Genomic DNA, 22,818 nt, shown 5'->3' on the forward strand with positions numbered 1-22,818 from the left:
CTCCTCGATCCGTGCGCGTCACACGCTAGCGGCGACCGCCGCTCGCCGGGGCACGCCGGCCGTCCGGGACCGGTCAGTCCGGGTCGCTCGGGTCCAGCGGCTGGTGGTGGTCCCGGTTGACGACCCCGCGCTTCCAGTAGCCGGAGATCGACAGCTGTTCGGCCGGCACGCCCAGCTCCCGCCGCAGGAAGCGCCGCACCGCGACCAGCTCCCCGGCCTCGCCGAGCGCCACCACGAGCTCGCCGTCCTCGGGGCCGCCGAGGGAACGCACGGCGTCGGCGACCTGACCGGGGCCGTCGGTCCGGTACAGGATCTCGACGCTCGCGCGCCCGAGCTCGTCCTCGACGTACGCCTCGTCCACGTCGTCGCCGATCTCCACGATGGCGGTGACGGGCACGTCCGGCCCGACGGCGTCGACCCAGCGCGCCGCGGCGGGCAGCCCCGTCTCGTCGACGACGACGGTGAGCCGGCCGATCTCGTCCGGCACGCCGACGCTGCCCCGCGGCCCGGCGAGCACGAGCTCGTCGCCCTCGGCGGCCCGCGCCGCCCAGGCGGAGGCCGGCCCCTCGTCGCCGTGCAGCACCCAGTCGACGTCGAGCTCGGCGACGCCGCCGGCCGTGCGCGTGGCGCGCACCGTGTAGTCGCGCGAGATCGACACGACCCCCGTCGGCCGCTGCAGCCCGCCGTCGGGCGCGATCGTGGGGGCGTGCAGCTCGCCGGTGGCGGGGTCGGGCAGGAAGACCTTGACGTGGTCCTCCGGGCCGGGCGCGCGGATCGCCGCCAGCGACGTCGGCGCGGCGGGGTCCGCGCCGTCGACGTCGCGGAACGTCGTGCGGCGCATCGAGCCCGTCAGCTCGGTGACGGCGTGCACGCGCACGCGGCGCGGCACCAGGTCGAAGCGGGTGCGGGGACGCGTGAACACCCGTCGATTCCATCACGGTCCGATGACGATGCGCCGCCCGCCCGCCCGTCGGCGCGGGCGCGGGCCTAGCGTCGTCCCGTGATCCGTCGCCGCGTGATCCCTCGCCGCGTCTGCCGTGCGTCCGCGGGCCTGGTCGCCGTGCTGGCGGCGAGCCTTTCGGCGGCGTGCACCTTCGACGCCAAGCCGACGGCGGTGGACCAGGTCGCCACGTACCCCGCGGGCGACGGCGGCAACGCGGCCCTGCTCACCGGCGCCCTCGCGGTCGAGGGCGGGTGCGTCTACGTCGTCGACAGCGACTTCGGCAAGCGCTGGCTGCCGGTCTTCCCGTCGGGCGCCGTGGGCTGGAACGGCGAGGTGCTGACGTACGGCTCGGAGCAGTACGAGCCGGGGGCGGTGATCGAGCTCGGCGGCGGCGCCTCCGGCGAGGACGACCCGGACCCCGAGATCCCCGACGACTGGCACGTCCCCGCCGGCTGCGACGCGACCCACACCTGGATCGTCGCGCCCTGACCTCCGAACGCCCCGTCCTCCGAACGCCCGACCTCTGAGCGCCCGACCTCTGAACGCCCGGGCGACGAGCGCCGATGATCCTGCGGCGAGACGCGGGTCAACCCCCTATGACCGACGACCTCGCCACCGACGACCTCGCCGCAGGCGCCGAGCGCGTCCTCACCACTGTCCGTTACGTCGTGCTCGCGACGATCGACCCGGACGGGGCGCCGCGCGTCTCCCCGGTGTTCTTCACCCGTGACGGCGCGGACGTGTACTGGGTTTCCTCGCCCGACGCCCACCACTCGCGGAACGTCGAGCACGAGCCGCGCGTCGAGGGCGTCGTCTTCGACTCGACGGTCCGCGTGGGCGGCGCCGAGGCCGTCTATCTCACGGGCCGGGCGCGGCGGATCCCCGACGACGAGCTGGGCGACCGCTGCGCCGCCGCCTACGCCGACACCCGCGACGGCGTGGCGTTCACCCCCGCCGAACTGTCCGGCGACTCGTCGTTGCGCCTGTACGTCCTGGAGTGCGAGCGGCGGGAGGTCCTCGTCCGAGGCCGCCACCCGACCCTCGGCACGGGCATCGACCGGCGGATGCCCGTGCCGCCGAGCTGACACCCTCAGGCGGTCTGTCGTCGGCCGAGTCTGCGGTTTCGCTGCGGGCGAGTGCCTCGTTGCTCGGCCCTCACCCTGCGCTGCACCGACGTCTCAGGCGAAGAAGACCCGCAGGTCGGCGACGATGTCGTCCGGCACCTCCATCGCCGCGTAGTGGCCGCCGCGCGGGAACTCGGACCAGTGCTCGATCCGCGCGTTGTCCCGCTCGGCGAGCTGCCGGATCGTCTGGAAGTCGTCCTTGAACACAGCGACGCCGATGCGCCCGGTGCTCACGGCGGGCTCCGCGCCCGCGCGCTGCTCGGCGTAGTAGTACCGCACGGCCGTGGCGTAGGAGTTGGTCAGCCAGTAGAGCGTGGCCTGCGCCAGCACCTGGTCCGGGGACACGAGCGCCGTCCCATTGCCGAAGCTCTCGAACAGCTCCGAGTAGGCCAGCGTGGCGACGGGCGAGTCCGCGAGCCCCGCCGCGACGGTCTGCGGCCGCGACGCGTTCATCGTGTTGTATCCCCCGACCGTCTGGAACCACTGCAGGAACTCGAGCGCCGCATACTCCTTCGGGCCGAAGCCGTCCATCTCGCCGGGCGCGCCGGTGGGGAAGGAGAAGAGCTGCAGCACGTGCGCCCCGAGGAACCCCGGGGGGTCCATGACGGCGAGCTCGCGCGAGATCATCGCCCCGTTGTCGCTCCCGTGGATCCCGTAGGACTCGTAGCCGAGCCCGCGCATGAGGGTGTCGTACGTGCGCGCGACCCGGGCGATCGTCCAGTCCGCCCTGACCAGCGGCGTGGAGAACCCGAACCCCGGCGGGGACGGGATCACGACGTGGAACGCGTCCTCGGGGCTCCCGCCGTGCGCCACCGGGTCGACGAGCGGGTCGATCATGTCGAGGTAGTCCAGCACCGAACCGGGGTAGGTGTGCGCGAGCAGCAGCGGCGTCGCGTCGGCGTGCTGCGAGCGCACGTGCAGGAAGTGGACCGGTTGTCCGTCGACGTCGGCGAGGAAGCCCGGGTAGGCGTTGAGCCGAGCCTCGACGGCGCGCCAGTCGAAGCCCTTCCAGCGCTCGACCATGTCGCGCAGGTACGACTCCGGCGTGCCGTAGTCCCACGAGTCGCCGGGGGCGGCGGGGGCGAGACGCGTGCGCTCGAGGCGCTGTTGCAGGTCGTCGAGGTCGGCCTGCGGGACGTCGACGGCGAAGGGGCGGAGCTCGATGCCGGTCTGGCCGGCGGCGGCGGTGCTCATGGCTGTCTCCCTGGTTCCGGACGGGGCTTCTGCCTCGCTGATGTCTTCGACACTAGAGAAGGTTCAGGAACGGTTCTTTCCTTTATTCTGGAGCGACCAGAACTCTCTCGGAGGAATCTCGATGGGCTCCACCTCGGCCCGGATGCTCGCCCTGCTCGGGCTGCTGCAGTCACGCCCCGACTGGTCCGGCACCGAGCTCGCGGAGCGCCTCGACGTCACCGACCGGACCGTCCGCAACGACGTCGCGCGGCTGCGTGAGCTGGGCTACCCCGTCCACGCCGTGCGGGGCCCGGGCGGGCGATACCGGCTCGGCGCGGGCGCGCGGCTGCCCCCGCTGCTGCTCGACGACGCCGAGGCGGTGGCGGTGGCGGTGGGCCTGCGCGCGGCGACGGGCACCGCCGGGTTCGAGGAGTCCGGGCAGTCGGCGCTGGCCAAGCTCGAGCAGGTGCTGCCCGACCGCCTGCGGCGACAGGTCTCGGCCCTACGGGCGGCCTCGACGGCTGGGCCGGCGAACACCGGGCCCTACACCGAGGAGCCCGAGGTCGACCCGGAGAAGCTCACCGCGCTGGCCGCGGCGATCCGCGACCACCAGGGCCTGCGCTGCTACTACCAGGACGAGCCGCTGGAGCTCGAGCCCCGTCACCTGGTCGCGTGGCAGCAGCGGTGGTTCCTCGTGGCCCGGGACCCCGCCGCCAGCACCTGGGCGCCCTATCGGGTCGACTGGCTGCGCCTGCGCACCCCCGGCGGACGGCGGTTCACCCCGGTCGACTTCCCCGGCGACCTCACGACGTTCGTCGTGCAGGAAGTCGCGCGCACAGGGTGGGCGTTCCACGCCCGGGTCGTGGTCGAGGCGCCCGCGCACGAGGTCCTGGCCCGGATCAACCCGGCGGTCGGCACGGTCCAGCCCCTGCCCGACGGGCGGAGCGTGCTCGTCACCGGAGGCGACAGCGTGCAGGTCGTGGCGGTGTGGATCGGGCTGCTCGGCCTGGACTTCCACGTCGCCGAGCCGCCCGAGCTGGTCGAGCACCTGCGGGCGCTCGCGGCGCGGTACGCGCGCGCCGTGCCCGACGCCGCCCGCGCCGACGCCTCGTCCGCGGACGACGCCGGCGACGCGCCCCGTCATGAGGCGTGACGACGGTCTTGGCTCCGGGCCCCGGTTCCGGGACACTGTCGCCGTGAGCGACCCCTATCAGCCCGGCCAGACCTCCCCGACCGCCGGCGCGCCACCCCCCGGCGGGACGACGCCGGACCCGCAGCCGGGCTACACGCCGTCGGGCTACGGCTACGGCCCGGCACCGACCTCCCCGCAGGACCCCTACCCCCAGGCCGCCTTCCCGCAGGGCACTCCCGCCCAGGGCGCGTACCCGCAGCACACGTACCCCCCGTACCCCCAGGGTCAGGCCTACCCGTACCCGGGCTACGCCCCCGAGCCCCCGGGTCGGACGCTGGGGATCGTCGGGTTCATCCTCGCGTTCCTGGTGGCCCCCGCCGGGATCGTCGTGTCGGCCATGGGGAAGTCCCAGTCGAAGAAGGCCGGCGTCCCCAACCCGCTCGCCACGTGGGGGCTGTGGCTCTCGATCGTGTTCACGTCGCTCTGGGTGCTGTACGTCCTCTTCTTCGTCATGCTGTTCGCGATCGGCATCTCCGGCGGCGCCGCGACCTACTCCGACTACCCGACCGAGCTCACGGTCCTCTGACGCGACGACGAGGCCGCCGTGGGCCGGCGGACCAGGTCAGCACCCGCACGGGGCTGCCCGCCGCCCACCGCGGCCACGGCCTCGTCGTCGGGCAGCGGCCGGTCGAGGAACGTGACCTCGGCCCCCAGGCTCGCCCAGTCGACGAACCGGCGGGCGACCTGCTGGTAGTCGTCCAGGACAGCGACACGCACGATGTCCTCCTCGCGACGACGGGTAGGGGGCGGGTAGGACTGGCGGGTCGTGCCGACGCTGATCCCGGCCGAGAGGGGCGCGGCGCGGCGTCGAGGAGCTAGCGGAGCACGCGGTAGCGCAGGTGCGTCTCGCTCGCGAAGGCCGACGTCTCGAGGCGCTCGAGCTCGATGCGCTGGCCGAGCCCCGCGAACAGCGAGATGCCGTCTCCGAGCAGCACGGGCGCGACGTCGAGATGGATCTCGTCGACGAGACCGAGCTGCAGGCACTGCCTCGAGATGCTGCCGCCCAGCAGGCTCACCCATTTGTCGCCCGCCGCCTGCTTCGCCGCCTCGACCGCGTGCGCGATGTCGTCGACCACGAAGGTGTACGTGACGCCGTCCCGCTCGATCGGGTCGTGGGGGGTGTGGGTCATGAGGTAGACCGGCACGCCGAGCATGCCGCCGTACGGGATCTCGCCGTCGTCGATCGTCCGGGTCTTGTTCGCCCCGCCGACGACGGCCCCGATCCGCTCGGTGACCTTCGCGACGACGTCGTCGTCCTGGGGCGCCGAGGGGCGGCCGAACATCCAGTCGACCCCGCCGTCGGGATCGGCCATGAATCCGTCGAGAGTCACGGTGGCATGGACGAATACTCCGGTCATGATCTTCTCCGATCATTGAGGTGAGCCGCTCGACTCACCTCTCCACGGTAGACAGGGAACAGAGGCGAGTCAAGCAACTCACCTCATGGGACACTCAGAGCATGGCTCGCGAACTCTCCGCCTATCACCGCGAGGTCGCCGCGACGAACCGCGCGACGATCCTCGACGCCGCCACCGGTCTGTTCCTCGAGTCCGGGTACGACCGCACCTCCCTCGCACGCGTCGCCGCGAGCGCCGGGGTCTCCCGAGCGACGCTGTTCAAGCAGTTCCCGACCAAGGCGGAGCTGTTCGAGGCCACCGTGCTCGCGGCAGGAGGCTCGCCGGACAGCGAGCCTGCCGACCCGCCGGACGGCGACTTCCACGCGGGCCTGGTGACCCTCGGCCTCGCCTACGTGGAGCTGCTGACCCGTCCTCGCATGGTCGGCCTGATGCGCACGGTGATCGCCGAGTCGGCGCGGTTCCCCGAGCTCCGCGAACGCACCTTCGACTTCGGCACGCTGCCCGTCCTGGCGGCCCTCCGGCGCTATCTCCGGGCGGAGCACGTCGACGACACCGACGTGGCGGCCCCCCAGTTCCTCGGGATGATCGCCTCGGCCGTCTTCTGGCCGCGCCTGATGCACGGCACCTGGTCGATCACCGAGGAGGAGACGCTCCGGACGGTGGACGAAGCGGCTCTCACGATCGTCGCTCGCCACGCCCCGACGGGCGCGCGCGAATCACCTTGCGGCGCTTGCGACAATGGGACGTCGTGAGTACCGAGCAGCCCCCCGCCCCGCAGTCGTCGTCGGACGACGGCGGTGCGCGTCGTCCCCTCCGCCGGGGTCGCGGGCGGCGCTCCGGCACCGCGCGTGACACCTCGACCGGCCGACGTGACCCCCAGCAGGACCGGCGCCGGTCCGGTCCGCGCCGGGTGAGCCGCGAGCAGCTCGAGAAGGCCGCGGCCCGTCGCGCTGCCGTCGAGGTCCCGCCGATCGTCTACCCCGAGCAGCTGCCGGTCTCGGCGCGCAGGGCCGACATCGCCGCCGCGATCCGCGACCACCAGGTGGTCGTCGTCGCGGGCGAGACGGGCTCCGGCAAGACGACCCAGCTGCCGAAGATCCTGCTCGAGCTGGGCCGCGGCCGGAAGGGCCAGATCGGGCACACGCAGCCCCGCCGGATCGCGGCCCGCAGCGTCGCCGAGCGCGTGGCGGAGGAGCTCGGCACCGAGCTGGGCGGGGTCGTCGGCTACCAGGTGCGGTTCACCGACCAGTCCAGCGACGAGACGCTGGTCAAGGTCATGACCGACGGCATCCTGCTGGCGCAGATCCAGCGGGACCCGGACCTGCTCGCGTACGACACGATCGTCATCGACGAGGCGCACGAGCGGTCGCTCAACATCGACTTCCTGCTCGGCTACCTGTCCCGGCTGCTGCCGCGCCGGCCGGACCTCAAGCTCGTCATCACCTCGGCGACGATCGACTCCGAGCGGTTCGCGGGCCACTTCTCCCCAGCCTCCCTCGCCGAGCACGGCGGTGCCCCGGACGACGTCGTGGCGCTGCTCCGCGACACCGGCCGCGACGCCGCGCCGATCATCGAGGTCACGGGGCGCACGTACCCGGTCGAGATCCGCTGGCGCCCGCTCTCCCCCGACACGGACCCCGACGCCCCCGCCAAGAAGAAGGTTTCGACAGGCTCAACCTCCGGGGAGGAGAAGGACCTCGTCACGGGCATCGTCGAGGCCTGCGACGAGCTGATGCGCGAGGGCCCAGGCGACATCCTCGTCTTCCTGTCCGGCGAGCGGGAGATCCACGACGCCGCGGACGCCCTCGAAGGGCACCTCAAGGACCGCGTGCGCGACCCGCGCCACCCGCAGCACGTCGAGATCCTGCCGCTGTACTCGCGACTGTCGGCGGCGGAGCAGCACCGCGTGTTCCAGTCGCACCCGGGCCGGCGCATCGTGCTGTCGACCAACGTCGCCGAGACCTCGCTGACCGTGCCGGGCATCCACTACGTCGTCGACCCGGGCACCGCGCGCATCTCGCGCTACTCGAAGGCGACCAAGGTGCAGCGGCTGCCGATCGAGCCGATCAGCCAGGCGTCGGCGAACCAGCGCTCCGGCCGGTCGGGCCGCGTGGCCGACGGCGTCGCGATCCGCCTCTACTCCCGCGAGGACTTCGAGGGCCGGCCGGAGTTCACCGAGCCCGAGATCCTGCGCACCTCGCTCGCGTCCGTGCTGCTGCAGATGATCAGCGTGGGCGTCGTGACGACGCCCGACGACGTGGCCCGCTTCCCGTTCGTCGAGCCCCCTGACACGCGGGCCGTGCGCGACGGCGTGCAGCTCCTCACGGAGCTCGGCGCGCTGTCGACGCAGGACGGGGCGACCCGGCTCACCGACGTCGGGCGCACGCTCGCGCAGCTCCCGATGGACCCGCGGCTGGCGCGCATGATCATCGAGGGCGCGAAGCGTGGGGTGGCGCGCGAGGTCGCGATCATCGCCGCCGTCCTGTCCATCCAGGACCCGCGCGAACGCCCCGCCGAGACGCGCGCCCATGCCGACCAGCTGCACGCCCGGTTCACCGACCCGCGCTCCGACTTCCTCACGTACCTCAACCTGTGGGAGTACGTGCGCGAGCAGCAGCACGCCATGGGCTCGTCGGCGTTCCGGCGGATGTGCAAGGCGGAGCACCTCAACTTCCTGCGCATCCGCGAGTGGCAGGACGTCGTCGCGCAGCTGCGCGAGATGAGCAAGCCGCTCGGCATCGACATGTCGTTCACGCCGCGGGTGTCCTCGTCGGTCGAGCCTGTCGAGACCACCGGTCCGTCAGTCGAGCCTGTCGAGACCACCGAGGCGGACCACCGGCTCGACTGGGACGGCGAGACGATCCACCGCTCGCTGCTGGCGGGCCTGCTCAGCCAGCTCGGCATGCAGGACACCGGCGAGATCAAGGCGTCGTCGGTCGCGCACCTGCGGGGCGAGGCCCGCGCCCGCGCGCTGCGGCAGGCGGCCAAGCGCGCCCGCAACGAGTACCTCGGCGCGCGCGGGGCGCGGTTCGCCATCTTCCCGGGCTCGCCGCTGAGCAAGAAGCCGCCGGAGTGGATCATGGCCGGCGAGCTCGTCGAGACGTCCCGCCTGTGGGCGCGCGACGTCGCCCGCATCGAGCCGGAGTGGGCCGAGGAGCTCGCCGGCCCGCTCGCGAAGCACACGTACTCCGAGCCGCACTGGTCGACCAAGCAGGGCGCGGCGATGGCCACCGAGAAGGTGCTGCTGTACGGCGTGCCGATCGTGGCCGACCGGCCCGTGCTGTTCGCCAAGGTCGACCCCGAGGCCGCGCGCGAGCTGTTCGTGCGACACGCGCTCGTCGAGGGGCAGTGGACCACGCACCACCGGTTCTTCGCCGAGAACCGGCGCCTGCTCGCCGAGGCCGAGGAGCTCGAGGCGCGCTCGCGGCAGCGCGGCCTCGTCGCGTCCGAGGACGACCTCTTCGCCTTCTACGACGAGCGCGTCCCGGCGTCGGTCGTCAGCGCCCGGCACTTCGACACCTGGTGGAAGCAGGCGCAGCGGGAGACGCCGGACCTGCTGACGTTCACGCTCGACCAGCTCGTCGACGCGGGCGCCGTCGACACCGACCAGTTCCCCGAGACCTGGACGCAGGGCGAGGTCACGCTGCCGCTGACGTACCAGTTCCAGCCCGGCAGCGACGCCGACGGCGTCACCGTGCACGTGCCGCTGTCGATCCTCAACCGGGTCGCCCCGGAGGGCTTCGACTGGATGGTGCCCGGCCTGCTCGACGAGCTGTGCGTCGCGACGATCCGCTCGCTGCCCAAGGCCGTGCGCGTGCAGCTCGTGCCGGCGCCCGACGTCGGCGCCGCCGTCGCCGGCTGGCTGCGCGCGAACACCCCCGCGTGGGAGGACATGACCCGGGCCGGGGACATGGCGTCGCCGTTCCACGTCGAGTTCGCCCGCGCCGTGCGCGCGCTGCGGGACGTCGTCATCCCCGACGACGTGTGGGACGCCGAGCGCGTCGAGCGGCTGCCCGCGCACCTGCGCATGACGTTCCGGGTCGAGGACGCGTCGCGCGCGGCCGCGCCCCCCTCGCCCGCGAAGGGCAAGGGACGCCAGCGTCGGCCGCACGCCGCCGCGCCGGCCGTCGTCGGAGAGTCCAAGGACCTGCTGGTGCTGCAGAAGCAGCTCGCGCCGCAGGCCGAGGCCGCCGTGCGTGCGGCGGTGAAGGGCGCCGTCGGGCGCGCGCTCGAGGAGGCGCGGGCATCGGCGGTCGAGGAGGCACGGGCATCGGCGGTCGAGCCTGTCGAGACCACGCACCGGCTTCCGACCCTTCGACAGGCTCAGGACGACGCAGGCTCAAGCAGCGACCGGGCCTCGACCGGCTCGGCCAGCGCTGTGGTGGCCGCGGCGTCGGTCGTCGCGGAGCAGACCGGCCTCACGACGTGGCCCGAGGGGCTGCCGGACGGCGCGCTGCCGGACTCGGTGTCGACCGACCTCGGCGGCGGTGTGGTCGTGCGCGGGTACCCGGCGCTGGTGGAGGAGCCCGACGCGAAGGGCAGGCCCACCGTGGCGCTGCGCGTGCTCGCCGACGCCGCGGGGCGGGACGCCGCGCACGCGCACGGGGTGCGCCGGCTGCTCCTGGCCCGGGCGGCGCTGCAGGCCGGGCGGATCACGTCGCGCTGGACGTCGAAGCAGTCGCTGACACTCGCGGCCGCGCCGTACCGGAACACCGACGCGCTCGTCGCCGACCTGCAACTGGCGGCCGTCACCGCGCTGACCAGCCCCGAGGCCGAGCGAGCGCCGGGGACGCCGGTTTCGACCCTTCGACGGGCTCAGGACGGCGCAGGCTCAACCACCGATGCGGCGAAGATCGGCGACGCCGAGGCGTACGCGGCGGCGCTCGCGTTCGTCCGGCGGCACCTGGAGGACGAGGTGCACCGGGTCGTGGGGCACGTCGTCGCGGCGCTCGCCGCCTGGCGCACGGTCGAGGGCGAGGTGCGCGCGTCGTCGTCGCTCGCGCTGCTGAACACGCTGCAGGACGTGCGCGACCACGTGGCCGGGCTGATCCACGCCGGCTTCGTGTCCGCCACGCCGCCGCGGCGCGTGCCGCACCTGGTGCGCTACCTGCGCGCGGCGTCGTACCGGCTGGAGAAGGCCCAGACGAACCCGGCGCGCGACGCCGAGCTGTCCTGGCGCGTGCACGACGTCGCCGAGGCCTACGACAAGGCCCGCGCCGCCTACGCCGCCGGGCCCGCCGACCCCGTGCGCGCCGCCGAGCTCGACGACGTGCGCTGGCTGATCGAGGAGCTGCGCGTCTCGCTGTTCGCGCAGCAGCTCGGCACCGACGGCGCCGTGAGCGAGAAGCGCATCCGCAAGATCCTCAGCCCCGGCGGCTGGTGACCCGCCGGACCGTCAGCAGGCGTCGTAGACGTACCCCTCCGCGCCGGGGTCGACGAGTCCGCGGTCGCGCAGCACCGTCAGCGGCGCGCGGTCGCGGGACGCGCACACGTCGTCGAACGTCATCCCGGCGCCGTCGAGGCTGTCCGGGTACTCGACCTGCAGCACGTGGTCGCCGTAGACGTCGGTGTACTCGCCGCACTCCGACCAGACGCTGCACTCCTCCGCGACGGCGAAGTCGAAGCCGAGCTCGTCGTGCGCGACGCGCGTGATCTCGGCCGCGTTCTTCTGCGCGATCGCGAGCCCTGCGCCGTGGGCCAGCCGCACGTACTCGCGGGCCAGGGCGTAGGCCCCCGCGGCATCGATGCGGTCGAACCGCGTCCACGTGTCGAGGTTGTCGATCTCGACGGCGTCGAAGCCCGCCTCGGCGCACCCGGCCACGACCGGCCCGAGCACGTCGAGGATCCCCTCCCGCTGCTCTGCGGTGGACGGGTCGAGCACGTACTCGTCCGGCCAGTCCGGGTCGATGACGCGCTCCCCGGCGGCGTCGTGAAGCAGCAGCTCCTCCCGCTCGCCCGCCCATCGGTCAGCCTCCTCGGGCTGGGTCTGGAAGCCGTTGACGTAGCAGACGCTGTACGCGCCGGGCAGCGGGCCGGCCGTCGCGTCCCGGACGACGATGTCGATCGGAGTCGCCCCGCGGCCGGCGGCGACCTCGTCGTACGCGCCGCCGAGCTGGTAGTCGAACGTCCCGCCGGCGGGTGGTAGACCGACGGTCGGGCCGGCGGGCGACGCCGACACGGACGACGACTCCTGCTGGCCCGAGGCACACCCCGCGACGACGAGCACCAGGACCGTCGAGAGCAGCGCCGTCTTCCGTCGCACCTCTACCCCCTCGACCGTCGGACTCCCAGCCTCGCAGCCTGGCGCCGCCGACGCGCGAGGTCGCCTCCGTCCAGGAAATCCGGTGGTCGACGCGGCACCGCGCCCCTACGGTCGGGGGATGCCGATGCACGACGACGAGGTCACCGTCACCGCCGACGACGTCCGCCGGCTCGTGGCGGCACAGCACCCGCGCTGGGCGTCATTGCCAGTGAGCCCGGTGCAGGAGTCCGGCACCGACCACCTGCTGTTCCGTCTCGGCGACGACCTGGTGGCCCGCATGCCCAAGGTCGCGTGGGCCGCCGAGCACGCGCTCGGCGACGCCCGCTGGCTGCCGCGCCTCGCGCCGCACCTGCCGCTGGCGGTCCCCGCACCGCTGGCCGTCGGCGTGCCGGACGACGCCTATCCGTTCCGCTGGTCGGTCGCGCCGTGGATCCGCGGCGCCGCGATTGTCGACCCGCTCGAGCCGGGCGCGACGCCGAACCTCGACCCGGACGCCGCCGCGACGGACCTCGGGGCGTTCGTCACCGCGCTGCGCGCCGTCGACCCCATGGGCGGGCCGGTCAAGGACGGCACCAGCCGCGGGGTGCCGCTCGCCCGCCTGGACGACGCCGTGCGCGAGGCCACCGCCGCGTCCGGCGACCGCGTCGACGGGCCCGCCGTCCTCAAAGCCTGGGACCGGGCCCTGGAGGCCGCGGCCGACCCCGCGCCCCGCGCCTGGATCCACGGCGACCTCATGCCCGGCAACCTCATCGCCGACGGCGGCCGGCTGGCCGCCGTGATCGACTGGGGCGCGCTGGGCGTCGGCGACCCGGCCGCGGACCTGCCGCCCGCCTGGTGGCTGTTCGCCGGCCGCACGCGCGAGGCCTTCCGCGACGCCGCCGGTGCCGGGCCCGGGGGCGATCTCGACGACGGCGCATGGGAGCGCGGGCGCGGCTGGACGCTGGTCCAGGGCGTGGTCGCGCTGCCGTACTACTGGGACCGCTGGCCCGCGTTCGCCCGCGCCTCGCAGCGCCGCGTCGCGGCAGCCGTGGCCGACGCATGAGCCCGCACCATGTGTCGGGGACGCCTCAGGGTCGGACCGGGGGACCTCCCGATATCGGGCCCGCGGGCGTCGGACGTAGCGTCGAGGCATGAGCACCACGACCCCGTACCCCCAGGCCCCGTACCAGCAGCCCGCGCCGGCGGCGCGACGCTCGCTGTTCCGGCCGACGTACGGCCGCATGCTCGGCGGCGTGTGCGCCGGCCTCGCGGACTACCTCGGCTGGAGCCGAGGGCTGGTCCGCATCCTCGCCGTCGCGTCCGTCCTCATCCCCGGCCCGCAGGTGCTGGCCTACGCCGTCCTGTGGATCCTCATGCCCAGCGAGGAGAAGGCCAGGAACAGGGCCCGGCGCGCGGTCTGAGCACCCAGCGCCGGTCCGGAGCCCGGAGACCCGGAGGAGGAGCCGTGCACGTCACCGCCGAGCAGGGAGACCTCACCACCGTCCGCGTGGACGCGATCGTCAACGCGGCGAACTCGTCGCTGCTGGGCGGCGGCGGGGTCGACGGCGCCATCCACGCCGCCGCGGGCCCGCGACTGCTGGAGGCGTGCCGCGAGCTGCGCCGCACGACGCTCCCGGACGGGTTGGCGGTGGGCGACGCCGTCGCCACGCCCGGGTTCGAGCTGCCCGCGGAGTGGGTGGTCCACACCGTCGGCCCGAACCGGCACCGCGGCGAGTCCGACCCCGCGCTGCTCGCGTCGTGCTTCACCCGCTCGCTGGACGTCGCTGCCGACCAGAGGGCGCGGACGGTCGCGTTCCCCGCCGTGAGCGCCGGCGTCTACGGCTGGGCCGCGGAGGACGTCGCACGTATCGCCGTCTCCGCCGTCCGGTCGTGGGACGACACCTCCCCGGGCGCGATCGACGAGGTCCGGTTCGTCCTCTTCAACGCGCCGGTGCTCGCGGCCTTCGAGTCCGCACTCACCGCTCGCTGACCAGGCAGGACGGTTGTCCACACCCCCTTGTACCGGCATTCCGCGCCCGGTAGAATCGAACACATGTTCGACAGCGGGGTGGGGTGGGCGGACGACGGCGCGGAGGTCGCGCCGGAGCCGTTCGCGCCCTCGTCGTCTGCTCCCACGGGAGCGGCGTTGCGCGCTGTCGACGGCGTCGACGTCGGCGTTGACGGCACGCCGGTCGTGACGAGGGCTGACGTCGCGCGGTGGGTCGATCCGGGCCGGGTGCCGTCGGTGCATGACGTGTCGGCGGGGATCGACGAGGCGGTCGCGCTGCAGGCGCGGATCGACGCGCTGGAGGGGCGCAAGCTGGCCGTGGTGGAGCGGGCCCGGCGGGCCGCGGCCGGGTGTGAGGCCGCGCTGCTGGACGACGCCGATCTCGAGCTGCGTCGCGCGTCGGTCGCGCGGCGACGCCAGCTCGCCGAGCGGGCGTTCGTCGCGGACCTGGCCACCGCGCTGCGGCTGTCGGAGCAGCAAGCCTCCCACCTCGTGGACACCGCCCGCACCCTGACCGAGGCCACCACCGAGCTCGCCGCGGACGCTGCCACCAACCCTGAGGCCGATGCTGTGGCCGGGGGCGGTCCGGGTGCGGGTACCTCGACGCTGGTCGAGCTGTGCCGGGGCAGGTTCTCCGCCGCGCACGCGCGAGCGATGGCCGACACCCTGGCCGAGCTGCCGAGCCTGCCCGACGGCGGCGGCGAGGCCCGCGCCCGGGTGCAGGCTGCCGCCCTGCCCGCCGCGGCGCACTGCACCCCGACCCAGTTCCGCCGCCGGCTGCGCCGCGCCCGCGACCTGGCCCACCCCGTGCCGCTCACCACCCGCCACCGGGCCGCGGCCGACAAGCGCGCCGTGTACCTCGACCCCGCCCCCGACGGCATGGCGTGGCTGACCGCACACCTGCCCGCCGTGTTCGCGCACGCGATCCACGACCGCCTCACCCGCGCCGCGTGCACGGCGAGACAGGCCGGCACGACCGAAGAGCCCACCGGGAACAGCACCAGGAGCCCGGCTGCGAACGGTGCCGAGAACAGCCTCGGGAACCCCGCCGGGGGCGGCCGCACCCTTCGCACCCTGGACCAGCTGCGCGCGGACACCCTGACCGCGCTCCTGCTCGCGGGCAACGGCGCCCGAACTGGAGCAACCGGACCTGGAGCAACCGGACCTGGAGCAACCGGACCTGGAGCAGCCGGGGCGGCGGGGATCGGGGCGGACGACGTCGAGGCCGGTGCGGGACTGGCAGGGTTCGTGCCCGGCCTGGCGCAGCTCGCGCGGCGCATCACCCCGAGCGTGCGGGTCACCGTCCCGGTGTTCTCCCTGCTCGGCGGCGACGCGCCGGCCGAACTGGACGGGCACGGCCCCGTCGACGCGGACACCGCCGGCCGCCTGACCGCGAACGCGCCGTCCCTGCGCCGGCTGCTGGTCGACCCCGTCGACGGGCGTGCCCTGGCGACCGACCCCGGCACCTACACCGTCCCGGCCGCGCTGCGCGCCCTGCTGCAGGCGCGCGACACCACCTGCCGGTTCCCCGGCTGCACCCGCAAGGCCGCCGCGTGCGACGTCGACCACATCACGGCCTGGGCCGACGGCGGGCGCACCAGCGCGGACAACCTGGCCCACCTCTGCCGCGCCCACCACGTGATCAAGCACCAGACACGATGGCGCGTGACCCCCCACGACGACGGCACCCTGACCTGGACCTCACCCACCGGCCGCGCCCACCACGACCGGAACCCCGGAAACGACCTGACCCGACACGACCTGACCCGACACGACCTGACCGGGCGCGACCCCGCGCTCGATCCAGCGACACAAGACCGAGGAGCGCGAGGGCCGAGCCCGTCCGACCTCGGGCTACCGGATCACGAGCCACCGACCTCCGACCCGACGGACCCAAGACGGCCGAACAATGGGCCGCCGGACGCAAGACCGCCGGCGTCCTGATCCCGCCATGCGGTCCCCGGCGTCCGGGCCCCGGCGCCAAGTTCGGTCGCGCCCACGCCCGGAAACGCGGCGTGACGACGTCAGCGCTTCGGGTACGGGCCCTCCGGGCGGTGCTCGTCGAGCTCCTCGACGTGCTCGAACTCGGTGTGCTCGTGCTTCACGGTGCGGTTGTACAGCCAGGTGATGAAGGACAGCACCACGCCGACCGCGATCATCCCGCCAGCGATGACGTACTGCTCCTGCTGCTCGGAGGATCGCGCCCACGGCCCGGCGAGGTACGCGCAGGTGAGAGCACCCAGCACGGCCAGCCACGCCTTCGTGCGGAAGTGCTGGTGCTCCACCGGCTGGCGCCGCAGCACCAGCAGCGCGACGTTCACCACCGCGAACACGATCAGCAGCAGCAGCGACGTGGTCCCGCCGAGCAGGCTCACGGCGCTCGCCCCCTCCTCGGTGCTGTTGGCCCGGACCACGTACACGATGAGGCCGTACGAGATGAGGGTCGTCACGATGATCGACACCCACGGCGTGCGCCGCGTGGGGTGGACCTTGCCGAAGCTGCGCGGCAGCACGCCCTGGTTCGCCAGCCCGTACAGCAGGCGCGACGCCATGAGCATGTTGATGAGCGCCGAGTTCGCGACGGCGAACATGCCGATGAACGGGAAGAGCGTGTCGAAGGGCAGGTTGGGCGCACCCGCCGCGACGACCTGGGTGAGCGCGGACCCCTTGTCCGGGTCGGTGAGGTCGCCCACGGGCACCATCGCCACCGCGGTGATCGCGACGAGCACGTAGATGAGCCCGGTGATCGACAGCCCCGTGATCATCATCTTCGGGAAGTCGCGGATGGGGTCCTCGCACTCCTCGGCCATGTTCACCGAGTCCTCGAAGCCCACCATCGCGAAGAACGCCAGCGTGGTCGCGGCCGTCACGGCGAGGAACACGCCCTTGTCCTCGGGGCTCTCGAACACCACGACGCGGGAGAAGTCGGCACGACCCTGCGTCATCCCCCACATGCCGACGAAGATGACGAGCAGCAGGCCCGACAGCTCGACGAGCGTCAGCACGACGTTCGCCTTGACGCTCTCCCCGACGCCGCGGAAGTTCACCAGCGCGACCAGCGTCATGAAACCGAGGGCGATGAACAGCTGGCCGGTGCCGCCCGTCGGCAGGCCCAGCCCGAACCCGTCGCTGAGGAAGCCCGCGAACGCGTTGGACGCGGTCGACGCGGACGTGATGCCCGAGCTCATCACCATGAACGCGATGATGAACGTGACGAAGTGGATGCCGAACGCCTTGTGCGTGTACAGCGCGGCGCCGGCGGCCTGCGGGTACTTGGTGACGAGCTCCAGGTACGAGAACGCGGTCAGGGTCGCCACCGCGAAGGCGATGAGGAACGGCGCCCACGCGGCGCCGCCGACCTCGCCGGCCACCGAGCCGGTCAGCGCGTACACGCCGGTGCCGAGGATGTCCCCCACGATGAACAGCAGCAGGAGCTTGCGGCCCATCACCCGCCTGAGACCGTGCTCGGGCGCGGTCGCGTCGCCACGCGTGACGTCCTGACTCATCCCTGCCTCCTCGCCTGGGCGCGCCCCGGGCACCGGTGCGCCGTCCCCCCATGGAACCTCGCGACGGCCGGCACCGCCCGTTGCGCCCCCGGCGCGCCGCCCACCTGCTGCGATGCCGGTCGTAGGGCACAGTTCAGGAACACAGGTCTTGCACGGTGCGAGGGCGGGGGGCGCCCGGACGTGGAGGTTGACCGACTTGCGACGAACGGTGGTCACGGGGATGGGGGCGGTCACGCCCGTCGGGCTCACGGCGGACGCGACGTGGGCGGCGCTCGCCGGCGGCCTCGGCGCCGTCACGGCGCTCGAGGACGACTGGGCACGGGAGCTGCCCGTACGCATCGCGGCACGGGTCGACGACGAGTTCGCCCGCTCGCTCGAGGTGCGCGAGCTCCGCCGCCTGGACCGCGCCGAGCAGCTCACGCTCGTCGCCGGCCGCGACGCATGGGCGTCGGCGGGCGCCCCGGACGTCGACCCCGAGCGCCTCGCCGTCGCGATCGGCACCGCGAACGGAGGGCTGTCCACCACGCTCACGCAGTACGACGTGCTGCACCGCGAGGGCCACCGGCGGGTGTCCCCGCACGCGGTGACGATGGTGATGGCGAACGGGCCGGCGGCGTGGCTGTCGATCGACCTCGGGGCGAAGGCGGGCGCCCGCGGGCCGGTGAGCGCCTGCGCCGCGGGCGTCGAGGCGATCGGTCAGGGCCGGCAGATGATCCGCGACGGCGAGGCCGACGTGGTGCTGTGCGGCGGGGTCGAGGCGAGCATCGTCGACCTGTGCCTCTCCGCGTTCGCGCGCGCCCGCGCGATGTCGACCCGTAACGACGAGCCGGCGCGCGCCTCGCGGCCGTTCGACGCCGGCCGGGACGGGTTCGTCATGGGCGAGGGCGCCGTCGTGCTGGTGCTCGAGGCCGAGGAGCACGCCCGCGCGCGCGGCGCGACGGTCCTGGGCGCCGTCGACGGCGCGGCGCTGACCTCCGACGCGCACGACATCGTCGGCGGCGAGCCTGTCAACCAGGCCCGCACCGTCGGCCTCGCGCTGCGCTCCGCCGGGCTCGCGGCGTCCGACCTGGGGCTGGTGCACGCGCACGCCACCTCCACGCCGTCGGGCGACCTCAACGAGGCCCGCGCCCTGCGCGACGCCCTGGGCGACCCGCCGCCCGTCACCGCCACCAAGGCGTCGACCGGCCACCTGCTCGGCGCCTCCGGCGCGCTCGGCGCGATGGTCGCGCTGCGCGCCATGCGCGAGGGCGTCGTGCCGCCCACCCTCAACCTCGACGAGCAGGACCCCGAGGTGGACCTCGACGTCGTGACCGCGCTGCGCCCGACGAACGCCCGGCACGCGCTGGTCGACGCGTTCGGGTTCGGCGGGCACAGCGCGGCGCTGGTGCTGTCCCGGGAGTGACAAGTCGCCGGTCGAGCCTGCCGAAACCACGCACCGGGTTTCGACAGGCTCAACCAGCGGAGGTCGGGTCTCGACGGGCTCGACCGGCGAACCGTCGGTCAGCGCAGGCCGAACGCCTTCACGACCTCCTGCGTGACGCTGTTGCCCGCGTCGTCGGCGGCCGTGGTCCGCAGCGAGACGCTGGACGCGTGCCGCGGCGGGTCGAGCCGCACGGTCCACCGCCCGTCGCCGTCGCCACGGGTGCGCGCCGGCTCCCACGTCTCGCCCTCGTCGTAGGAGAGCTCGACGTCGACGCCGGTGATGGCCCCGGCGCCGACGGCGCCGTCCTCGTGCCGGGCCGTCACGGCGATCTCGGTGCCGCGGCGCGCGCTGACCTCGCCGGACAGGTCCGTCGGCGCGTCGTACCCGACGGAGATGATCGGCACGAGCGCGGTCGACTGCGCCTGGTCCCAGGCGAACTCCCACGCCGTCGACGTCCGGGTGGAGTACGGCCAGACGGCGGGGTCCACCGCGGTGTCCATCTCGAACCGGTACCTGTGCGCGCCGGACGCGGCGGGGACGGTGCCCTGGAAGGCCTGCGAGGCGCCCTCCCGCACGAGGGTGTCGTCCTGGAAGAGCCGGCTGACGACGGTCGCCCTGTCGCCGAAGGTGCCGGTCAGGTCGCCGCTGCTGCTCGCGTACGGCACGTTGAGCCGGAAGAAGCGCCCGTTCGCCGTCGACTGCCAGAAGCCCGGGCCCTGGTGCGGCGCGACCACGCCGAACCAGTCGATCGTCGTCCGTTCGCCGGGCCGGTAGGCCCGCGTGTCGTCGCGCACGGACCAGCCGTTCGTGGAGTAGATGTCGGTGTACCAGCTCGGGGAGTCCACCGTCGAGACGTAGGTGTCCAGCTCGCTGCCCGTCATCCGCGGCTGGGGCCCACCCAGGCACGAGCGCAGGTAGTCGGGGCAGTCGTACCGGGTGACGAACGCGACCCGCGGGTCGGGGTCGACGAGCCGGTCGGTGACCCGGGCCAGCTCGCGCTCGCGCGGGGCGACGGTGAGGTCGCCAGGCACCGCGCCCGACCACGTGTGCGCGATCTCGTACGCGTAGTCCCCGAACTCCGTCGCGGAGCCGCGCAGCGTCGCCGAGCCGGCGAGGAGGGCCGCGCCCTGCTCGGCCGGGAGGGACACCACGGGCAGGTTCGTGCCGCCCGCAGGGTCGTACAGGACGCCCGGGCCGTCGTTGACGACCACGAGCAGTGCGGCGCCCGCGTCGGCCGCGACCTGCGCCCGGGCGACGGGGTCCACGGCGGCGCTGTTCGTCACGACGACGGCCTTGCTCTCGGCATCGACGGCGGCGAGCTCCTCGGCCGTGCCCGTCCCCGCGACGACGGCGTCCAGGCGGACCTTCCCGTCCAGGCGTGCGCTGCCGCGCTGGTAGAGCGGGTCGAGCTTCACCGTGCGCGAGGTCCTCGCCTCCAGGTCCAGCAGCGACGCCGTGCGCGACCAGCGGCTGGTGAAGGCGAACTGCCCGCCCGGCACGTCGCCGGTCTCGTTCGCCCAGACCTCCGCGCCGGGCGTCGTCGCCATCGAGACGTAGAACGTCGCGTACTCGCCGCCGACGCCGGAGTCGTGGAACCACTCGACCCGCCCGGACAGGTCGTCGCTCGGGCGCGGGGTGTCGAGCTCGACCTCGCTCGCGTCCCGGGCGTCCAGCACGACGTGCTGGTCGCCGTCGGTCACGGCGACGTGCGGGGCGGTCAGCAGGTAGGTCCGGTCGGTGCCGTCGGTGTCCGCGAAGCGGACGCTCGCCGTCGCCGCGTAGACGCCCGGGACGACGCGCTGGGCCGGCGTCGTGCCGGTCGCGGCGTCGGTGACCAACTGCGAGACGTTCGTCGTGCCGTACTGGTAGAAGGTCACCTGGGCCGGCACCGGCTCGCCGTCCGGGCCGAGGACGGTGACGTCGACGTCGTACCGCTCCTCCTCGCGGGTCAGGCCCGTGCCGGTGCGCGCGACGACGGCGCCCGTGGCGTCCGTCGCGACGACCGCACCGAGGTAGTGGCCCGTCGTCGGCGCGACGCCGAACGACGCCGTCGCGTCGACGGAGGCCGAGCCGTGCGCCGGGACGACGACGTGGTCGGCAGAGAGCGTCACCAGGTCGACGGCGCCGTCCGGCCCGTCCGTGGTCGCCGCCAGGTCGAGCTCGACGTCCGCGTCGGTGTCGTTCGAGTACGTGATCGTGCGGGTCTGCGGCTCCGGGTCGGCGTCGCCCCAGGCGACCTTGCCGAAGTACACGGACCCGGTGGCGTCGACCCCCTCGAGCGACGCGGGCACGTCGAGCCGGCCCGAGCCCACCTCGTAGAGGGTGTAGTCGAGCGGCTTGGACGACGACATGAGCGCGTCCTTGATCCGCTGCGCGCCCCACTCGGGGTGGGCGGCAGCGAGGATCGCGGCGGCGCCCGAGACGTGCGGCGTCGCCATCGACGTGCCGTTCATCGACTTGTACGAGCCCGAGCCGGACGAGAACTGCGAGCGCGCGGCGGTGATCCCGACGCCCGGCGCCGCGAGGTCCGGCTTGAGGCCGTCGTCCAGGCCGCGCGGCCCGCGCGAGGAGAAGGTCGCGAGCCGGTCCCGGTCGTCCGTGGCCGCGACGGTGAGCGCCGCGTCGGCCGTGCCGGGGCTGCTCACCGACCCGGTGCGGCCGGCGTTGCCCGCCGCCACGACGAACAGGGCGTCCGTCTCGGCGGTGAGCGCGTTGAGGGACTGCGCGATCGGGTCGGTCTGGTCGTGGCGGGAGTCGTCGCCGAGGCTCATGCTCACGACGTCGGCGTCCGCCGTCCGGGCGGCCCACTCCATGCCCGCGATGATCCAGGAGTCCTGGCCGTACCCGTCGTCGCCGAGCACCTTGCCGACCGCGACGTCGGCGCCCGGCGCCACGCCCTTGTTGGCGCCGCCGCTCGCCGCGCCGGAGCCCGCCACGGTCGACGCGACGTGGGTGCCGTGCCCGTGCACGTCCGTCACGGTCTCGCCCGGCACGAACGACTGCGTCTGCGTGACCACGTCGACGAGGTCCGGGTGCGCGGCGTCGATGCCGGTGTCGAGGACGGCGACCGTGGCGCCCGTGCCGTCGTGGCCGGAAGCCCACGCCTCGGGGGCGCCGACCAGCGGGACGCTGACGTCGAGCGTGGCCTCCACGCGGCCGTCGAGCCAGAGCTTGGCGACGCCACCCGCGAACGTGCCGGGCTTTCCGGCCGAGCGCGCCCGGGACGGCGCGGTCAGCGCGCCCCAGAATTCCGCCGCCTCGTCGGTGTCCGCGACGAGCGCGGCGCCGCCGATCGACGGGAGGTCGAGCGCCTTCTCGCTGCCGGCCAGCGGGGCGGGGGTCGCCCGCAGCCGCCGGTCGTACTGCGCGATGACGGGGATGCCGCCGGAGCTCGCGTCGTCGTACCCGTCCTCGACGAGGTCGGTGACGTTGAACAGCGCCTGGTCCAGCGCGCCCGAGGCGAGGTACGGCTGCGCGGCGTCCGGCACGACGTACAGGTCCTCGCCGACCTGCATGGTCTGCACCGGGCCGGTCGCGCCCGGCGCGGCCTCGACCGTCACGGCCGCCTTGCCGGACGGCGTCGTGGTCAGGTGGACGACGTCCCCGGTGAGGAGGGTGACGGTCACCGGCTCGGCGGCGGCCGGCGCGGGCGTCGTCGCCCCCGCCGTCGCACCCCCCGTCGACGTGGCGGAGGACGGCGGCGCGGCGAGCGCGGGGAGCGCGCTGGCCGCCAGCACGGCACCCACCGCTGTGGCGGCGAGCCCGGCGCGGGCGTGTGGTCGCATGGGTGGTGCCTCTCGCGGTCGACAGTGGTGAGAGCAGACCCTGCCAACGCCCTCGACCGGGCACA

At 74.1% G+C, this 22,818-nt stretch carries 18 protein-coding genes; 11 read left to right on the forward strand and 7 right to left on the reverse strand.

What is annotated here, in order from left to right:
• Positions 1-73: 73 nt before the first annotated feature.
• Complete coding sequence (locus tag ABD254_RS08795) at positions 74-922, reverse strand: siderophore-interacting protein (RefSeq protein WP_344247645.1); 849 nt, start codon at positions 920-922, stop codon at positions 74-76.
• Positions 923-1,000: 78 nt separating this feature from the next.
• Here ABD254_RS08795 and ABD254_RS08800 point away from each other — a divergent pair, with 78 nt between their 5' ends.
• On the forward strand, positions 1,001-1,432 hold the full coding sequence (locus ABD254_RS08800; RefSeq protein ID WP_344247647.1) for a hypothetical protein: 432 nt from the start codon (positions 1,001-1,003) through the stop codon (positions 1,430-1,432).
• Between the two features lie 107 nt (positions 1,433-1,539).
• A complete protein-coding gene (locus ABD254_RS08805) occupies positions 1,540-2,028 on the forward strand; it encodes a pyridoxamine 5'-phosphate oxidase family protein (RefSeq protein WP_344247649.1) in 489 nt (162 codons plus the stop codon).
• Between the two features lie 93 nt (positions 2,029-2,121).
• Here the strand turns inward: ABD254_RS08805 and ABD254_RS08810 are convergent, their stop codons facing one another.
• Positions 2,122-3,261, reverse strand: a complete 1,140-nt coding sequence (locus tag ABD254_RS08810) for an epoxide hydrolase family protein (RefSeq protein ID WP_344247651.1) — start codon at positions 3,259-3,261, stop codon at positions 2,122-2,124.
• Positions 3,262-3,382: 121 nt separating this feature from the next.
• On the opposite strand from ABD254_RS08810, the gene ABD254_RS08815 reads away from it, so the two are divergent.
• Together ABD254_RS08815 and ABD254_RS08820 are read left to right on the forward strand one after the other, a co-directional pair.
• Positions 3,383-4,393: a helix-turn-helix transcriptional regulator gene (locus ABD254_RS08815; protein WP_344247652.1), complete on the forward strand. Its 1,011-nt coding sequence runs from the start codon at positions 3,383-3,385 to the stop codon at positions 4,391-4,393.
• A gap of 43 nt (positions 4,394-4,436) precedes the next feature.
• Entirely contained in the window at positions 4,437-4,958 is a 522-nt protein-coding gene (locus ABD254_RS08820; RefSeq protein WP_344247653.1) for a DUF4190 domain-containing protein, read from the forward strand.
• Here ABD254_RS08820 and ABD254_RS08825 read toward each other — a convergent pair.
• Both ABD254_RS08825 and ABD254_RS08830 read right to left on the reverse strand, forming a co-directional pair.
• Complete coding sequence (locus tag ABD254_RS08825) at positions 4,931-5,149, reverse strand: hypothetical protein (RefSeq protein ID WP_344247654.1); 219 nt, start codon at positions 5,147-5,149, stop codon at positions 4,931-4,933. The genes ABD254_RS08820 and ABD254_RS08825 overlap by 28 nt on opposite strands.
• 98 nt (positions 5,150-5,247) lie before the next feature.
• Entirely contained in the window at positions 5,248-5,790 is a 543-nt protein-coding gene (locus ABD254_RS08830) for a dihydrofolate reductase family protein (protein ID WP_344247656.1), read from the reverse strand.
• 101 nt (positions 5,791-5,891) lie between these two features.
• On the opposite strand from ABD254_RS08830, the gene ABD254_RS08835 reads away from it, so the two are divergent.
• Both ABD254_RS08835 and hrpA read left to right on the forward strand, forming a co-directional pair.
• On the forward strand, positions 5,892-6,542 hold the full coding sequence (locus ABD254_RS08835; protein ID WP_344247658.1) for a TetR/AcrR family transcriptional regulator: 651 nt from the start codon (positions 5,892-5,894) through the stop codon (positions 6,540-6,542).
• Positions 6,543-6,700: 158 nt separating this feature from the next.
• The gene (hrpA, locus tag ABD254_RS08840) at positions 6,701-11,173 is read left to right on the forward strand and encodes an ATP-dependent RNA helicase HrpA (protein WP_425553691.1); all 4,473 of its coding nucleotides are present in this window, start codon (positions 6,701-6,703) and stop codon (positions 11,171-11,173) included.
• A gap of 12 nt (positions 11,174-11,185) precedes the next feature.
• Here the strand turns inward: hrpA and ABD254_RS08845 are convergent, their stop codons facing one another.
• Positions 11,186-12,052 carry an endo alpha-1,4 polygalactosaminidase gene (locus ABD254_RS08845; RefSeq protein WP_344247662.1) on the reverse strand — a complete coding sequence of 289 codons (867 nt, stop codon included), beginning with the start codon at positions 12,050-12,052 and terminating at the stop codon, positions 11,186-11,188.
• Between the two features lie 118 nt (positions 12,053-12,170).
• Here ABD254_RS08845 and ABD254_RS08850 point away from each other — a divergent pair, with 118 nt between their 5' ends.
• The 4 genes from ABD254_RS08850 to ABD254_RS08865 all read left to right on the forward strand — a co-directional run bounded on the left by ABD254_RS08850 (position 12,171) and on the right by ABD254_RS08865 (position 15,983).
• Positions 12,171-13,094 (forward strand): aminoglycoside phosphotransferase family protein, encoded by a 924-nt coding sequence (locus ABD254_RS08850; protein WP_344247664.1) that lies wholly within the window; start codon positions 12,171-12,173, stop codon positions 13,092-13,094.
• Positions 13,095-13,182: 88 nt separating this feature from the next.
• Positions 13,183-13,452, forward strand: coding sequence for a PspC domain-containing protein (locus ABD254_RS08855; protein WP_344247666.1), 270 nt, complete (start codon positions 13,183-13,185; stop codon positions 13,450-13,452).
• Positions 13,453-13,496: 44 nt separating this feature from the next.
• On the forward strand, positions 13,497-14,021 hold the full coding sequence (locus ABD254_RS08860; protein ID WP_344247668.1) for an O-acetyl-ADP-ribose deacetylase: 525 nt from the start codon (positions 13,497-13,499) through the stop codon (positions 14,019-14,021).
• 63 nt (positions 14,022-14,084) lie between these two features.
• Positions 14,085-15,983 (forward strand): HNH endonuclease signature motif containing protein, encoded by a 1,899-nt coding sequence (locus ABD254_RS08865; RefSeq protein ID WP_344247670.1) that lies wholly within the window; start codon positions 14,085-14,087, stop codon positions 15,981-15,983.
• A gap of 80 nt (positions 15,984-16,063) precedes the next feature.
• Here ABD254_RS08865 and ABD254_RS08870 read toward each other — a convergent pair whose 3' ends face one another.
• On the reverse strand, positions 16,064-17,545 hold the full coding sequence (locus ABD254_RS08870; protein ID WP_344247672.1) for an APC family permease: 1,482 nt from the start codon (positions 17,543-17,545) through the stop codon (positions 16,064-16,066).
• Positions 17,546-17,741: 196 nt separating this feature from the next.
• Here ABD254_RS08870 and ABD254_RS08875 point away from each other — a divergent pair, with 196 nt between their 5' ends.
• Positions 17,742-18,947, forward strand: coding sequence for a beta-ketoacyl-[acyl-carrier-protein] synthase family protein (locus tag ABD254_RS08875; protein ID WP_344247674.1), 1,206 nt, complete (start codon positions 17,742-17,744; stop codon positions 18,945-18,947).
• A 98-nt stretch (positions 18,948-19,045) separates the two neighbouring features.
• On the opposite strand, the gene ABD254_RS08880 is transcribed toward ABD254_RS08875, so the two are convergent.
• Positions 19,046-22,753, reverse strand: coding sequence for a S8 family serine peptidase (locus ABD254_RS08880; protein ID WP_344247676.1), 3,708 nt, complete (start codon positions 22,751-22,753; stop codon positions 19,046-19,048).
• Between the last annotated feature and the right edge of the window lie 65 nt (positions 22,754-22,818).

It is taken from the genome of Isoptericola hypogeus (assembly GCF_039531145.1).
GTDB classification, from domain to species: Bacteria; Actinomycetota; Actinomycetes; order Actinomycetales; family Cellulomonadaceae; genus Isoptericola; species Isoptericola hypogeus.